This is a genomic window from Streptomyces lasalocidi (assembly GCF_005280215.1).
Taxonomy (GTDB): Bacteria; Actinomycetota; Actinomycetes; order Streptomycetales; family Streptomycetaceae; genus Streptomyces; species Streptomyces longwoodensis.
In genome coordinates this window covers 153,190-167,348 of the sequence record NZ_SZNQ01000003.1, presented here as the reverse complement: position 1 = coordinate 167,348, position 14,159 = coordinate 153,190, and the positions used below count along the sequence as shown (strand labels likewise).

10 protein-coding genes and 7 pseudogenes are annotated in these 14,159 nt (G+C 66.4%); 11 read left to right on the top strand and 6 right to left on the bottom strand.

All coding sequences use genetic code 11. The features are described from left to right. Positions 1-76: 76 nt before the first annotated feature. Positions 77-319: pseudogene (locus tag E4U91_RS36290) on the top strand (PaaX family transcriptional regulator C-terminal domain-containing protein); the annotation flags it as partial. A gap of 177 nt (positions 320-496) precedes the next feature. Here E4U91_RS36290 and E4U91_RS36285 read toward each other — a convergent pair. Next, positions 497-1,389, bottom strand: a pseudogene (locus E4U91_RS36285) (IS982 family transposase). Positions 1,390-1,507: 118 nt separating this feature from the next. On the opposite strand from E4U91_RS36285, the gene E4U91_RS36280 reads away from it, so the two are divergent. Beyond that, a complete protein-coding gene (locus E4U91_RS36280; protein WP_137311296.1) occupies positions 1,508-2,077 on the top strand; it encodes a MepB family protein in 570 nt (189 codons plus the stop codon). A 77-nt stretch (positions 2,078-2,154) separates the two neighbouring features. On the opposite strand, the gene E4U91_RS36275 is transcribed toward E4U91_RS36280, so the two are convergent. Continuing rightward, positions 2,155-2,730 carry a transposase gene (locus tag E4U91_RS36275; protein WP_137311295.1) on the bottom strand — a complete coding sequence of 192 codons (576 nt, stop codon included), beginning with the start codon at positions 2,728-2,730 and terminating at the stop codon, positions 2,155-2,157. Between the two features lie 90 nt (positions 2,731-2,820). On the opposite strand from E4U91_RS36275, the pseudogene E4U91_RS36270 reads away from it, so the two are divergent. Further along, positions 2,821-3,638: pseudogene (locus E4U91_RS36270) on the top strand (IS5 family transposase). 6 nt (positions 3,639-3,644) lie between these two features. Here E4U91_RS36270 and E4U91_RS36265 read toward each other — a convergent pair. Next, positions 3,645-4,130, bottom strand: a complete 486-nt coding sequence (locus E4U91_RS36265; RefSeq protein ID WP_137311294.1) for a winged helix-turn-helix domain-containing protein — start codon at positions 4,128-4,130, stop codon at positions 3,645-3,647. Positions 4,131-4,208: 78 nt separating this feature from the next. On the opposite strand from E4U91_RS36265, the pseudogene E4U91_RS36260 reads away from it, so the two are divergent. Then, positions 4,209-4,846, top strand: a pseudogene (locus E4U91_RS36260) (transposase family protein); the annotation flags it as partial. 354 nt (positions 4,847-5,200) lie between these two features. Here the strand turns inward: E4U91_RS36260 and E4U91_RS38350 are convergent. After that, positions 5,201-5,752 (bottom strand): DUF3995 domain-containing protein, encoded by a 552-nt coding sequence (locus E4U91_RS38350; RefSeq protein ID WP_241678957.1) that lies wholly within the window; start codon positions 5,750-5,752, stop codon positions 5,201-5,203. Between the two features lie 67 nt (positions 5,753-5,819). On the opposite strand from E4U91_RS38350, the gene E4U91_RS36250 reads away from it, so the two are divergent. After that, positions 5,820-6,443, top strand: a complete 624-nt coding sequence (locus E4U91_RS36250) for a TetR/AcrR family transcriptional regulator (protein WP_137311292.1) — start codon at positions 5,820-5,822, stop codon at positions 6,441-6,443. A gap of 35 nt (positions 6,444-6,478) precedes the next feature. On the opposite strand, the gene E4U91_RS36245 is transcribed toward E4U91_RS36250, so the two are convergent. After that, a protein-coding gene (locus tag E4U91_RS36245; RefSeq protein WP_422070951.1) for an IS5 family transposase occupies positions 6,479-7,410 on the bottom strand; the annotation gives its coding sequence in 2 pieces (ribosomal slippage) (positions 6,479-7,015 and positions 7,018-7,410; 930 coding nt in all). Positions 7,411-7,492: 82 nt separating this feature from the next. Here E4U91_RS36245 and E4U91_RS38345 point away from each other — a divergent pair. Then, the gene (locus tag E4U91_RS38345; RefSeq protein WP_137304609.1) at positions 7,493-8,041 is read left to right on the top strand and encodes a winged helix-turn-helix domain-containing protein; all 549 of its coding nucleotides are present in this window, start codon (positions 7,493-7,495) and stop codon (positions 8,039-8,041) included. Beyond that, the gene (locus tag E4U91_RS36235) at positions 8,038-8,628 is read left to right on the top strand and encodes a transposase (RefSeq protein WP_137304610.1); all 591 of its coding nucleotides are present in this window, start codon (positions 8,038-8,040) and stop codon (positions 8,626-8,628) included. The genes E4U91_RS38345 and E4U91_RS36235 overlap by 4 nt, the downstream gene beginning before the upstream one ends. 9 nt (positions 8,629-8,637) lie before the next feature. Here the strand turns inward: E4U91_RS36235 and E4U91_RS36230 are convergent. Beyond that, a protein-coding gene (locus E4U91_RS36230) for an IS5 family transposase (RefSeq protein WP_206666943.1) occupies positions 8,638-9,446 on the bottom strand; the annotation gives its coding sequence in 2 pieces (ribosomal slippage) (positions 8,638-9,096 and positions 9,099-9,446; 807 coding nt in all). Positions 9,447-9,668: 222 nt separating this feature from the next. On the opposite strand from E4U91_RS36230, the gene E4U91_RS36225 reads away from it, so the two are divergent. From E4U91_RS36225 to E4U91_RS36210, 4 genes and pseudogenes are all read left to right on the top strand, one after another. Continuing rightward, entirely contained in the window at positions 9,669-10,175 is a 507-nt protein-coding gene (locus E4U91_RS36225; protein ID WP_137311290.1) for a hypothetical protein, read from the top strand. A gap of 696 nt (positions 10,176-10,871) precedes the next feature. After that, positions 10,872-11,689: pseudogene (locus tag E4U91_RS36220) on the top strand (IS5 family transposase). 85 nt (positions 11,690-11,774) lie between these two features. Beyond that, positions 11,775-12,620, top strand: a pseudogene (locus E4U91_RS36215) (IS5 family transposase). 86 nt (positions 12,621-12,706) lie between these two features. Then, positions 12,707-13,507 (top strand): annotated as a pseudogene (locus E4U91_RS36210) (transposase family protein); the annotation flags it as partial. Positions 13,508-14,159: the final 652 nt, after the last annotated feature.

Genomic DNA, 14,159 nt, shown 5'->3' with positions numbered 1-14,159 from the left:
CTACGATGCATCGCGCCGTCCCTGCCAACCCGAGCGGCGGCGCATCCGGCGACATCTTGAACTTGGAGCAGCAGCGATGACGACCCGGCCCCCGGGCGCCTCCGCGGCGGAGCCCGCGACGCCCGGGGTCAGTACCCGGACCCTGGTGTTCGGCCTCGTCCGCGAGGACGGCACTGCAGACGCTGGCGAACTGTACGCGGTCGCCCAGACGCTGGGCATGACCAACCAGCTGGTCAGACTTTGCGTCAAACGGCTGGTCACCGAGGGGCGGTTCACCCACGGGGGCCGGGGACGCAAGGCCGTGCTGCGCGCCACAGCACCGGGATCGGTCATGAGATCCGCGACCTGACAACCCCCGGAGCCGATCTCGCGTTTTGCCATTACTTGGTCCGGATCAGCGGCACAATGCGGGACGTCACCGAGGGCGGCATGTGGGTAGGCGCGACGAGCTGGCTGCGCCGGCAGTGCGGCGCCTAAACGAGTCATTCCGATGTGATCAGTGGTCGTAGGCGATGAGGGAGCGTGTGACCGGCTGGCCGTCTTGTGGTTGTGCCAGATCGCGGCGGCCATCGCGAGGACGCGCTGGGCGACGCGGACGGCGACGCCTTCGAAGGTCCGGCCTCCGTACTGTTCCAGGTCGAGCTGGCCCTTGAGGGTGTCGTTGACCGACTCGATCAGCTGTCGCACTGATTTCAGGAGGCTCTCGCCCTTGCGTTTGTTCTCGCGCTTGTACGACGGCCGCAACAACTCGGCACCCCGCAAGGCCAGATCGGCCTCGAACTCCTTGGAAGCGAATCCCTTGTCGGAAATCACCAGCAGCCCCGGCCGGTCCGTGACCGTCTCCGGTTCGCGGTCGAGCATCGCGGTCAGTACCTCGCGTTCGTCGATCTTCGGGTTGGCAAGAGCCCACAGGATGGGCATCCCGGTCGGGGTGCATACCAGGAACAGGTGCAGGCCCCAGAAGAACCGGCTGTGGCTAGCGCAGTACCCGTATCCGGCCCAGCCGGCCATGTCCGACCGCTTCACGGCCGGACGCGAGCGGCCGCATGCCACCGGCGTGGAGTCGACGATCCAGTGATTGTCGAAGCAGAAGTCCGTGTCGGCGGCCAGGAGCCGTATGATCTTCTTTTCCAGCGGCAACGCGGCCCTCAGCCGCTTGTTCCAGCCCGGTTGCTTGGGCACGTACGGGAACATCTCACCTAAGCGGGAGTCCACGAACCGCAGCCACCGCGACTCCGAAGTGAAGCCCAGCAGCGCCTGCGCGACGGCGAGGCAGACGAGTTCGGAGTCCGTCAGCTGCGGCGGTCGGCCCAGCCATCGGGTGCCTCCGATCTCGTCGTCGATCTTCACGTACAGTGCGGTCAGCAGGGCATCCAGGTTGTTCGTCACACAACGATCTTGGATGCCCTGTCTGCATTCCCGGACACCGTCAGCATTCGAATGTCAACGAGAGCTGCGCCGTCAGTTCGGTCGGCGACCGTTCCAGCATTTGTGACAGGGTGAACGAATGGCGACGAACCGAGGGCACTCACCCGATCTCCACCCCACCGGATTCAAACCGTGGTCGGACACCACCCCTGCCCACAGAGATCTCCTCGCGGCGAAAGCGCTCGTCTACGACCCCTGCGGGTTCACCTGCTCGCAGCCAGCCCCAGAAACCGAGAGTGCCGCATACGCAGCCCACGCCTTCACTCTTGACGGACTCGCCATCCGATTCCGCGCAGCCAAGACGACCCCGACAAAGGTCGGCCAGTTCGTCACCGTGTGGAAGAGGTCCCTGGGCGGGCCCATCCAGCCTTTCGACGCCACCGACCCCGTTGACCTCTTCGTCGTCAGCACCCGCGACCATCATCACTTCGGCCAGTTCGTCTTTCCTATGGAGGCGCTCCGCCAACACGGTGTCGCATCAGCAGACAGCTCCAGTGGGAAACGAGCCTTCCGCGTCTACCCGCCCTGGGTGACCACCATCAACCGCCAAGCCGGCACTGCGCAGGCGTGGCAACTGGACTACTTCCTGTACCTGCCCCAGGACCGCCCCATCGATTCCGCCCGCGCGCAAGAGCTGTACCACCCATAGGACGCACGCCCAGCCGGGGTGACATGATCGCCTACGACCTCTGATCATTCGGAACCACTCATCTACTGAGCTTTTCGTTAGTTCTGTGGTGTTTGGGGATGCATGATCAGGCCGGTGTGGGTGCGGAAGGACCAGGGGAGCTGCTCGCTGGAGCAGACTCGGTGGATGCCGCGTTCGGCTGCGTCAGCGACATCGGCGAGGTGGTCGCCGGCGAGGTTGGCCAGCTCGCGGGTTTTGATGGCCGACCACAGCAGTTCGACCGGGTTGAGTTCGGGTGCGTAGGCCGGCAGCCGCTCGAGGGTGAGCCAGTCCTGCTCGCCCGCCCAGGCCCGCATGCCCCGACTCCAGTGCGCGGACAGTCCGTCCCATACCAACACCACCGGCTCACCGGCGTAGAAGGTTTTGATCTGTTCCAGCACCTCGATCAGGGAAGTGGTGTTGTAGCTGCCCGGCTTGAGGTGGAAGCACAGCCGCGGGCCGCGTTCGGGGTCGGCGGCGTGGTAGCCCAGCGCGGCGGCCATCCCGGCTCGTTTCCAGTTCAGCCGGTGCCGCAAGAGCGGAGTGCGGCCACGGGGTGCGTAGCTGCGACGCACCTCGGGCAGCAGCGATATGCCTGATTCGTCGAAGAACACGATCCAGGCACGTTTCTTCACCGCCCCTTTTTGATGCGCGGCCACTCTTACTGGCTCTAACAAAAGCGCGTGATCATGTGACTGTCGGCTTGATCGTTCGTTGATGCGGGCATGGGGAAGCGTCAGTCGCGGCCGTGGATCGTGTCGGACGAACTGTGGTCGCTGATCGAGCCGTTGCTGCCCGAGCCGCCGCCGAAGCAGGTTGAGGGACGGCCGCGGGTGCCTGACCGGCAGGCCCTGTGCGGCATCCTGTTCGTCCTGCACACCGGCATTCAGTGGGAGTACTTGCCCCAGGAGCTGGGCTTCGGCTCGGGCATGACGTGCTGGCGGCGTCTGGCGGCCTGGAACGAGGCCGGCGTCTGGGACCAGCTGCACCAGCTGCTGCTGAACAAGCTGCGGTCGAAGAACCAGCTGGACTGGTCGCGGGCGGTGATCGACTCCTCGCATGTCAGAGCGGCTCGGCGAGGCCCAAAAGCGGACCCAGCCCGGTCGACCGCGCACGGCCGGGCAGCAAGCACCACATCCTCACCGACGGCCAGGGCATCCCGCTCGCGGTGTCGCTGACCGGCGGCAACCGCAACGACGTCACCCAGCTCCTTCCGCTGCTTGACAAGATCCCAGCGGTCGCGGGAGTCGTCGGCCGGCCCCGACGCCGCCCGGACATGCTCTTCGCCGACCGCGGCTACGACCACGACAAGTACCGCTGGCTCCTTCGCAAGCGGGGCATCCGGCCAGTGATCGCCGAACGAGGCCAGCCTCACGGCACCGGCCTTGGGACCTTCCGGTGGGTCGTCGAGCGGACCATCTCCTGGCTGCACGGCTTCCGCCGCCTGCGCATCCGCTGGGAACGACGCGACGACATCCACGAGGCCTTCCTCGGCCTTGCCGTCTGCCTGATCACCCACCGACACGTCCAAAGGCTTTGTTAGGGCCACTTAGGCAACCCATCGGGCGATCTCGGACTCGTCCCGCTCGACGGCCTGGCGCCTGGGCCGCTGCAGACTCCACCCCAGCCGCCCGGTCAGCAGACGCCATACCGAGGCCCGGGCCAACGTCACCCCGGTCACCCGCTCGACCACGACGCCGACCCGTTCCAGCGTCCACAGGTCCGCCTCGAACCCGTGCGCCTGGGCGCCCTGCTCCAGCACAGTCCGAACCGCTTCGACCCGGGCGTCGTCCAGCTTGGGCGGCCGACCGGTAGCCGAACGCCGCCGCAATGCCTGAACCCCGCCCTGCTCCCACAGCCGTTTCCACCGGCGCACACTCTCGGGATGCATCCCCACTGCCCGGGCAACCTCGGATGAAGGACGTCCCTGCTCGAACAACTCGGCCGCGCGCATGCGCCGGGCCTCGGCCAACTGGGGCCGCGTCAACGGCAGAACGGAGACACCGGCAACAGCATCTTGCGGCTTGGAAGACACACCATCATGCTCACACCCCTGAAGCTCCTGCACCCACAGAACTAACGAAAAGCTCAGTAGTGACCTGAGTCAGAGATTCGTCAGGCCCTGCTGACACTCGCCCATCTGCGGGTGGGACACACCTATGCCCAGCTCGCGGCCGGGTTCGGCGTTGGAACCACGACGGCATACCGCTACGTCACCGAGGCTGTTGAGCTCCTGAACGTCCTCGCCCCCAGCCTGGCCGACGCGATGCGCACCGCGTCGGTGAAGGCGTATCTGATCCTGGACGGCGCGCTACTGCCCATCGACCGCACCGCCGCGGACCGGCCGTTCTACTCCGGAAAACACAAGAAACACGGAATGAACGTGTAGGTCATCGCCGACCCCTTCGGCCGACTGCTGTGGGCCTCACCGGCCATGCCCGGCGCCGTCCACGACGTCCGTGCTGCGCGTGAACACGGCATCGTCGGCGCCCTCGCCGAGGCCGACATCAAGTGCTGGGCCGACAAAGGCTACCGGGGCGCCGGCGGCACAGTCCGGATCCCCTACATGGGAGACCTTCTCGACAGGTCAGAAGGCGGCGAACTCGGTCTCGCGCGAAGATCCGGGCCCTCGGGGAGCAGGCCATCGCCACCCTCAAGTCCTGGAGGCTCCTCCGCAAACTGCGGTGCTCGATCACCAGGGTCATTAGCCTCGTCCAGGCCGTCCTCACCCTCCATCTGACCAGCTCATAGTGAAGATGGAGAAGGCTCAATGCCTCCCAGCCCGGTGACACCACCATTTCAACCATGACCGACAAGGGGCGCAAGTCATGCCGGACCCGGAACCCAGGAACCCAGAAACCCAGAAACCCATTGTGGGGCCAGGGAAACGGTAACAGGGGCGAACACCCCGGTCCGAGCCCCATAATCGCGGCAAGCTGGATTTCAAGGTACATCCTGTCGTACGCGAACAGATTGCCCCTTCTCGTCGACATCTCGACCAGCAGGGACGGAGGGGAACGTTGATGCCCTTCCCTGCGTTCGTTGCATCCTTCTGTCCGCGGAGTGTTTGGTGACCAGGTCAGGTCGCTGGAGCTGCAAGGCGGGTCAGGCGCGGCTTCCACTGTTGCTGCGGCGACTACGGACCCGGACTGTCACAAAGCCGGTCAAGCCGCCGAGGACGATGCACAGCGGGGAATACAGCAGCAGGTCCCAGTGCCGGAACTCGGCCGGCGCCTCACTCAGGGTGAAGCCCGAGACGATCAGGCCACCCAGCCCGCGAATCAACAGCACACCGCAGAGCGTCCATAGCCCACCCCTGACCAGGCGCGAGGCAGCTAGGTGGTTTGTCGGCCGGACGCCGGTGACAACGAGCCAGCAGGCCAGGCCCAGCATACCCGCGACGGTCAATGTGAGCGGGCGGGACGGCAGCTGCGATTCCGCCACCCCCACCACGACGGCCGCGTAGTCGGCCCGCGAGTCCAGCGGCCAGGGGGAGAACGCCCACACTGCATGCAGGGCCCCAGCCGCCGACAAGCCCGCACTCGCCGCGATAGCCGCGGCTCTAACTCCCAGGTCTGCGCCTGCCGTTGAGCCACTCCCCGGCTGTCGTGTCCCGTCATCCCCCGCCGGTCCGAGCACCCATGCCACCAGGTTCATCCCGCCACCCCTTCCGAGACACATCCGTACAGTACTGTACGGATCTCCGTACAGTACTGTACGGCACATGGGTAAGGGCAAAGTCGGCAGGGATGACTGGACTATGGCCGCGTTGCAGGCGCTGGCCCGCGGCGGGATCACCGCGGTAGCGGTGGACCGACTGGCGCGTGAGCTGGGCGTTACGCGCGGCAGCTTCTACTGGCATTTTGCCGACCGGGAGGCCCTGCTAGTGGCAGCCCTGGAGACCTGGGAACTGCGCGCCACCGCCGAGGTGATGGCGGCCGTCCGAGCGCTGGGCGATGCCCGGGCTCGGGCCCGCGCTCTGTTTACGGAGGCTCTTGGCGGCGAGGAAATCGCCGGTCTCGAGCCCGCTCTCGCCACACAGACCAGACACCCGGCCATCGCCGAGGTAGTTGCCAGGGTCACTGAAGCCCGACTGGCCTTTCTGACCGAGATCTTCACCGACCTAGGCTTCGGCCCGCAGGGCGCCCGCCCCCGGGCACTCGCCGCCTACGCCGCCTACCTCGGCTGGCTCGAACTGCGCCGGACCGCAGCCACCCTCGCCCCCGAGGCTCAACTCCACGGTCCCGGCTCCTCTGCCGCGCTCGACCACCTGATCGGTATGATTCTCACGCCAGCGGAGCCACCCACTTGTCCTGGGCGAGATCTGAAGTGGCGAACAGATACCTGACCCCGTTCGGGCGGGTCTAGGCGCTGTTTCTCGGATCACGTTCGGAGCCAGACGATGAGTGCTGCGAGAGTGACGGTGCCGAGGTAGATGTAAGCCCGCTTCTCGTAGCGTGTGGCGACGACCCGGAAGCCTTTCAGCCGGTTGATAGCCCGTTCGACGGTGTTGCGCTTCTTGTAGCGTTCGCGGTCGAAGCCGGTGGGCCGGCCGCCGAGGGAACCGCGATTGTGGTGGTGTCTTTGCTGGTCGGGCCGTTCGGGGATGGTGTGGGAGATGCCTCGTCGTCGCAGGTAGCGGCGGTTTTCGCGGGACGTGTAGGCCTTGTCGGCCAGCACGTGGTCGGGCCGGGTGCGAGGCCGGCTCACTCCGATGCGGGGCACCGAGACCTGTTCCAGGACGGGGCGGAGTTGGGGGCCGTCTCCGTAGTGTCCGGGTGTCAGGAGCAGGGCGAGGGGCCGGCATCGTCCGTCGGCTGCGAGGTGGATTTTGGTGGTGAAGCCGCCGCGGGAGCGTCCCAGGCACTCGCGGACTTGAGGACCTCCTCCAGCCGGAGGGCCAGTTTCCGAAGTACCGGATCGACCTGGTTCGTCCGCGGGCGGACCCCCTTTTGAGGATTTACGGCGGGAGGTGTCGTGCGCGCGCCGGCGGCGTGCTGGTGGGCACGGACCGCGGTGGAGTCCACGGACACGTCCCAGTCGATCCGGCCTGCGGCGTCCTCCGCAGCCTGCATCTTCGACAGGAGCGTCTGCCAGGTCCCGTCCGCCGACCAGCGGCGATGACGTTTATAGACGGTCTCCCACGGCCCGAACCGCTCTGGGAGATCCCGCCACTGCACCCCCGTGCGGACCCGGTAGAGCACTCCGTTGATCACCCGTCGGTGATCACTCCCCCGGCCCCCGCGTGCACCACCGCGAGGTAAGAACGACTCCAGCCGCTCCCACTCCGCATTCGTCAGGTCCCCACGTCCCATGCCCTCAGCCTGCCCCCAACATCCCACCCACGGAGGGAGATCCGAGAAGCAGCACCTACTGATCTTTTCGTAAGTTCGGTGGGTGTGGTGGCCCTGCGAGTGGGAGGCTTTCGGGGTGGCTTATCAACCCTCATCTTCGGCTGCCGGCTCGTCTCTTCCTCCTTTGTCACGGCCTCAGTTGGCGGAGGCGCGTCGTGTTCGGGCGGTCGAGTTGCTCGAGGAGGGCGCCTCGAATGCGGAGATTGCGCGGGCGGTGGGGGTGTGTGCCGAGAGTGTGCGGCGTTGGCGTCGGGTGTGGGAGCAAGACGGTGCCCCGGGCCTGCGGAGACGGTCAGCCACCGGGCGTCCACCCAAGCTGGACGACGCCCAGGTCGAGCGGGTGCGGGCCGCGCTGGAGCAGGGCGCCCAGGCTCATGGTTTCGAGGCTGATCTGTGGACCCTGGAGCGAGTCGGTACCGTCGTGGAGAAGACAACGGGGGTGGCGTTGTCGAGGGCATCGGTATGGCGGCTGCTGACCGGCCGGCTCGGGTGGAGCCTGCAACGGCCCGAGCGGCGGGCGGTCGAACGGGACGAGTCCGAGATCGCCCGCTGGATCGCGCACGAGTGGCCGCGCATCAAAAAGGGGCCGTGAACACACGTGCCTGGATCGTGTTCCTCGACGAATCAGGTGTCTCCCTGCTGCCTCAGATCCGCCGCACCTACGCACCCCGAGGGCGGACTCCGCTGCTGCGGCACCGCCTGAACTGGAAGCGGGCGTCGATGGCCGGGGCCCTGGGCTACCACTCCACCGACCCCGAACGCGGGGCCCGCCTGTGCTTCCATCTCAAGCCCGGCAGCTACGACACCGCCGCCCTCATCGAAGTCCTCGAGCAGGTGAAGGTGTTCTACCGCGGCGAGAACGTGGTGTTGGTCTGGGACGGCCTGCCCGCCCACTGGAGCCGGACGATGCGGGCCTGGGTCGCCGAGCAGGACTGGCTGACTCTGGAGCGATTACCCGCCTACGCTCCCGAGCTGAACCCGGTGGAACTGCTGTGGTCCTCGCTCAAGAAGCGTGAACTCGCCAACCTCGCCGGCGACCACCTCGCCGATGTCGCCGACGCCACCGAACAAGGCATCCACCGCATCAACACCAACCCCCAACTTCCATGGTCATTCCTCGCCCACACCGGCCTGGCCATCCACCCACCACACCCACCGAACTTACGAAAAGATCAGTAAGACGTCATTTCACTTGGCCAGTCGGCGGTGACATATGAGAGTCGCGGCGATGGCTGTGAAGGCAAGGAAATGTTCCGGCTTGCGCTCGTAGCGGCGGTGCAGGCGGCGGCAGCCTGACAGCCAGGACACGGTCCGCTCCACCACCCAGCGGTGCCGGCCCAGCCGCCGGGAGGACTCGATGCCCTTGCGGGCAAGGCGGTGCCGGATGCCGCGGGAGGCGAGCCATCGCCGCAGGTGGCGGTAGTCGTATCCCTTGTCACCGTGCAGCTTGGCGGGCCGTCGGCGTCGCGGGCCGCGACGTGAGCGGATGGGTGGGATGCCGCGGACCAGCGGGATGAGTGCCTGGCTGTCGTGGAGGTTGGCGGCGGAGATGCCGATCGACAGAGGCAGGCCATGGCGGTCGACGACGAGGTGGATTTTCGATCCCTTCTTGCCACGGTCGGTCGGATTCGGTCCCGTCAGCTGCCCCCTTTGAGGGCCCGGACGCTTACCGAGTCGATCGCGCACCGCGACCAATCCAGCTCACCTCGGGCACCGAGTTCATCCAGGATCAGGCGGTGAAGCTTGGCCCACACCCTGGCCTCGGTCCACTCGGTGAACCGGCGGAAGGCCGTCACGCCCGACAGCCCGAAGCCTGGCGGCAGTTGGTTCCAGGTGCAGCCTGAGGTGGCCACGAAGACGATGGCAGCCAGCACCTCGCGGTCCCCTCGCCGCCGGTGCCCTCCACCCTGGGGGCGGACCGGGGCCGACGGCACCACCCGCTGGAACAACGTCCACAGGTCTTCCGGTGCCATCCGCTCGACAAGCGCAGCAGTCATCGCCCCAGACTGCCGCAAGATCACGCCAACTGAAATGGCGTCTAAGGGTTACGGGCTTATCTGACCGGTCGGGCGGCTGGTTCGAGTCGGCCAAGTGAGCACTGCCCCGGCTAGGCGCTGGGATCGTCTCGAGCGATCGCAGGTGGGTGCCCGGCTGGCTGCTCACGGCGCCCGGCTGCTCCTCTGCTCGGCGCTGGCAGGGGGCGTAGGCATACTTCTGGCATGTCTTCTGGGCTCGTTACTCGCCTGCAGTTGACGCTCATGGGCATTGAAGCCTGCTGGGCGGGCTTCGGCGCGTGTGCGGGGTTCGTGCTGGGCGGGTGGTGGGGACTGGTCATGGGGGCTGGTGCGGCGGTTGCGGTCGCGGAGATGTGCCGCTTCTTCTACCGCCCTCACCTGCCGGAGTCGACGCAAGAGAGGCTGCAGGAGCCTTTGTTGACTGCTGAGGCCAAGGGCTTGGCGGAGGAGCAGGCTGATTTGTCCCTCGTGCTGATCATGGTCTATAAGGCGGTGATGTTCCCGCTGACACCTGGCGGGGTGAGTGAGGCGGAGCAGGCGGCTCATCGTGCTCTGGCGTACCGGGCGGCTGCCTACGAGGGTTTGCCGGCTTCGGTGCGGGTGCCGGCTGCTGCTGCGCTGGAGGTCATCGACGAGGGTCTGGACGAGGATCGGACTGTAGCGGCGCTCGGCGCACTGATACGCGCGGTGTACGACCTGCGCAAGCTATGACTGCCGGCGGGTGACGGACGATTCAGGTGTGGTCAGGCGCCGACAGATCAGCGTAGCGCTGGCCGCAAGGATTCCCAAGGCGAAGCATCAGCACCGCAACGGCCGGCCCGGCAGAATCAGGGCCTCGGTCAGACCAATTTGGGTGCAGCCATGCAGGAAGTACACGTCGACGGCATCCGGTCTATTGTCTTGGTCGACCGTAAGCCAAGTAGCTGCGTTACATCTGGGCGGTCTCGAACCGGGTATCCGGCTCGAGGTCGCGGTTCGACGGGGCGGGCAAGCTCCTCGTTTTGGAGGCGGAGGCGCTCCTTGCCATGACCGGCTTCCTGCTGCGTGCTGTGCCTGACGAGACCCCTCTAACCGATGCAGAGCAGCGACCGTGATCCGTGATCATCACCGGCTCTAGGGTGCTGCCGCTTAGGTCGGCGCGCCGGCCCGGCCCGTTCGGACTCTGGCCCGCCAACAGCCATCGCCAAGACGAGGACCAGGGGCACCAGGACCAAGAGCCGGCTCCCGGCTGTAAGCCGGAAACGGGATGATCATCTGAGGGCGGGCGAGGGACAACCGCACCGACGATTCGCCCTCAGATAGAACAGCGTGCTGGCCAGCCGCCTGCCGGAGTGGTTGCAGGCTAACTGGCTCTAACAAAAGCGCGTGATCATGTGACTGTCGGCTTGATCGTTCGTTGATGCGGGCATGGGGAAGCGTCAGTCGCGGCCGTGGATCGTGTCGGACGAACTGTGGTCGCTGATCGAGCCGTTGCTGCCCGAGCCGCCGCCGAAGCAGGTTGAGGGACGGCCGCGGGTGCCTGACCGGCAGGCCCTGTGCGGCATCCTGTTCGTCCTGCACACCGGCATTCAGTGGGAGTACTTGCCCCAGGAGCTGGGCTTCGGCTCGGGCATGACGTGCTGGCGGCGTCTGGCGGCCTGGAACGAGGCCGGCGTCTGGGACCAGCTGCACCAGCTGCTGCTGAACAAGCTGCGGTCGAAGAACCAGCTGGACTGGTCGCGGGCGGTGATCGACTCCTCGCATGTCAGAGCGGCTCGGCGAGGCCCAAAAGCGGACCCAGCCCGGTCGACCGCGCACGGCCGGGCAGCAAGCACCACATCCTCACCGACGGCCAGGGCATCCCGCTCGCGGTGTCGCTGACCGGCGGCAACCGCAACGACGTCACCCAGCTCCTTCCGCTGCTTGACAAGATCCCAGCGGTCGCGGGAGTCGTCGGCCGGCCCCGACGCCGCCCGGACATGCTCTTCGCCGACCGCGGCTACGACCACGACAAGTACCGCTGGCTCCTTCGCAAGCGGGGCATCCGGCCAGTGATCGCCGAACGAGGCCAGCCTCACGGCACCGGCCTTGGGACCTTCCGGTGGGTCGTCGAGCGGACCATCTCCTGGCTGCACGGCTTCCGCCGCCTGCGCATCCGCTGGGAACGACGCGACGACATCCACGAGGCCTTCCTCGGCCTTGCCGTCTGCCTGATCACCCACCGACACGTCCAAAGGCTTTGTTAGGGCCACTAAGAGGGCATCTGATCTGAGTAATTGGTGTTCTGGGATGGTTTTGTGACTGGCGTCGTTGGCGGTCGTTGGATGAGGCGTGAGTGTTCGTAGTCCGTACCGAAGTGACGTGTCTGACGCCCGCTGACCTTGATTGAACCGGTCTTCAACGACTGGCGGGCGAGACGGACCGGCCCCGGAATGGCAGCCCGGGTGCACGAACTGCGAGAGAGTGTCAACGCGATCCTCTACGTCAACCGCACTGGCATCCCGTGGGAGTACCTGCCGCACGACTTCCCGCCCTACAAGACCGTCTACGACTACTACGCGAAGCGGGAAACCGACGGCACCCCCAGGTCCACGACCTCTTACGCGACAAGACCCGCCAGCTCCACGGCGGCCGTGCGGAGCCGACCGCGGCCGTGGTCGATGCGCAGAGCGTGAAGACCTCGACAAACGTAGCGGAGACGAGCCAGGGCATTAATGCCGACAAGAAGATCAAAGGACGCAAGCGGCACCTGATCACGGACACCCTCGGCATGGTCTTGGCTGTCCTGGTGACCGCCTCGAACGTGCACGACACCACCGGCGGCAAGCCCCTGCTCGACGACCTGGCCGCGACACATCCCAGCGTGTCCAAGGTCTGGGGCGAAACGGGTTCCCAGAACAGCATCTTCAACCACGGCGCCGGTCTGGGCATCGACGTCGAGGTGGTACAGCAGCCGCGGGCCAGGAGATTCGAGCCGCTGCCGAAGAGATGGGTGATCGAGCGGACCTTCGGCTGGCTGATGCAGCACCGCCGGCTGGCGCGGGACTACAAAGCCCTCCCGCAGAGATCCCGGACGATGATCCACTGGGCCATGGCTAACAGATGTCCCGCGAACTGACCGGGAAATCCGCACCAACCTGGCAAATCGAAACGGACATCCTGATCATATCCGCGTGAACACTGAGCCTCTTTCATCCTGTGCTGGAGGGTGAAATGGGCTGGTCAGCGGGTGTGGTGACGAGGCAGGGCCCCTGGTCGTTGGCGTGGTGATCTCACTCAACACGTTGGCGACCGAAGGGGCCCTGGTGGTTCCGTATCCTGCCACGCTTGACGTCCCGCACGAGGTGGTTGAGCACGTTGCCTGGCTGCTTCACGAGCGCCATCGAGCTCACAACACCCGATGGCGTAAGCTCGGCCGCTTCAAGCAGGCTCTGCTCACGCTGGTCCATCTGCGGAAGAACGAGACGTTCTCGCAGCTCGGAGCCAGTTTCGGGATATCCCAGGCCACCGTCTGGCGTTATGTCGACGAGACACTGGACGTCCTGGCCGGCTGGGCGCCCAGCCTCTACGAAGCCCTCACCGGCCTCGGTGAAGGCGACCACGTCATCGTTGACGGCACCTTGACCTCCATCGACCGCATCCGTGCGGACGAGCCGTACTACTCGATGAAGTACCGCCGGCATGGCATGAACGTGCAGGTCATCGCCCGCCCTGACGGCACACCCCTGTGGTTCTCCCGCGCAACGCCTGGCGGCACCCATGATCTGACCGCGGCTCGGGCCCACGGCATCATCCAAGCCTGCCTGACACGGCAGATCCTCGTCCTGGCCGACCGCGCCTACCAGGACGCCGGCGCCACCGTCCGCACTCCGTACAAGAACCACCGCGAACAACCCGAGCACTACCAGCAGTTCAACCGCGACCACGCACGGCTGAGAGCTCCTGGTGAACGCGCCTTCGCACAGCTCAAGTCCTGGCAAATCCTCCGCCGAGCCCGATGCTCCACCCGCCGCATCGGCACCATCATCCAAGCCGTCCACACCCTACTGAACTGTAACTATTCGGATGAAAGAGGCTCACTGATCAGATGCCCTCTAAGTGCTGCTCTTGGCCGCAGCCTTGATGCCGCATCAAACCTCCCCGTGATCACATCGGCGCCCATCGTAAAGACAAAGCCCGGCCAGTTCTTCAGCCCCCACGGCCGCTGCCACAGGTCCGTCTGGGCGCAACGGCGCCGAGAACGCCGTGAGCCCCGGCACCGGGGAGGCCGGGGCTCACTCACGTATCTGCGGGGGTTCGGATGCGCACCCGTGCTCGGCCCATCACTCCCTCAGCGCAGGGGTTACGGCTTGGCGGAAGCGGCCCCGGGCTCATCGACCTTCGGCACCTGCGCGATATCGATGTCCGTGCGGATGCAGTGCGAGCGGGCAGGGCGGCGGAACCTTGCAGCAGTGTCCCGGGCAACGTCGACGGCCACCTCCCGCACCACTGCAGGCTCCACCAAGACCACTTCCAGCGTGCGCTGTGTTCCCCAGCCCGCTGAAAAGTTTATCCCTCCCACGGATGCACGCGCGACGGCCGGACCAGGACGTCGCCAAGGGCACGCCCGAGACATGCGGACAGGGTGGTGCTGCGCCCGGCATACCGGAGACGCCGCACGGCGTCGTAGCGGCCCACCAGCACCGTCCTGGGCGCCTGCGGGGGGTCGGTGACTGC

Bases quoted from the DNA above. Each gene is read 5' to 3' on its own strand.
- E4U91_RS36225 (WP_137311290.1), top strand. From the start codon at position 9,669: ATGTCTTCTGGGCTCGTTACTCGCCTGCAGTTGACGCTCATGGGCATT.
- E4U91_RS36250 (WP_137311292.1), top strand. From the start codon at position 5,820: ATGGGTAAGGGCAAAGTCGGCAGGGATGACTGGACTATGGCCGCGTTG.
- E4U91_RS38350 (WP_241678957.1), bottom strand. From the start codon at position 5,752: ATGAACCTGGTGGCATGGGTGCTCGGACCGGCGGGGGATGACGGGACA.
- E4U91_RS36280 (WP_137311296.1), top strand. From the start codon at position 1,508: ATGGCGACGAACCGAGGGCACTCACCCGATCTCCACCCCACCGGATTC.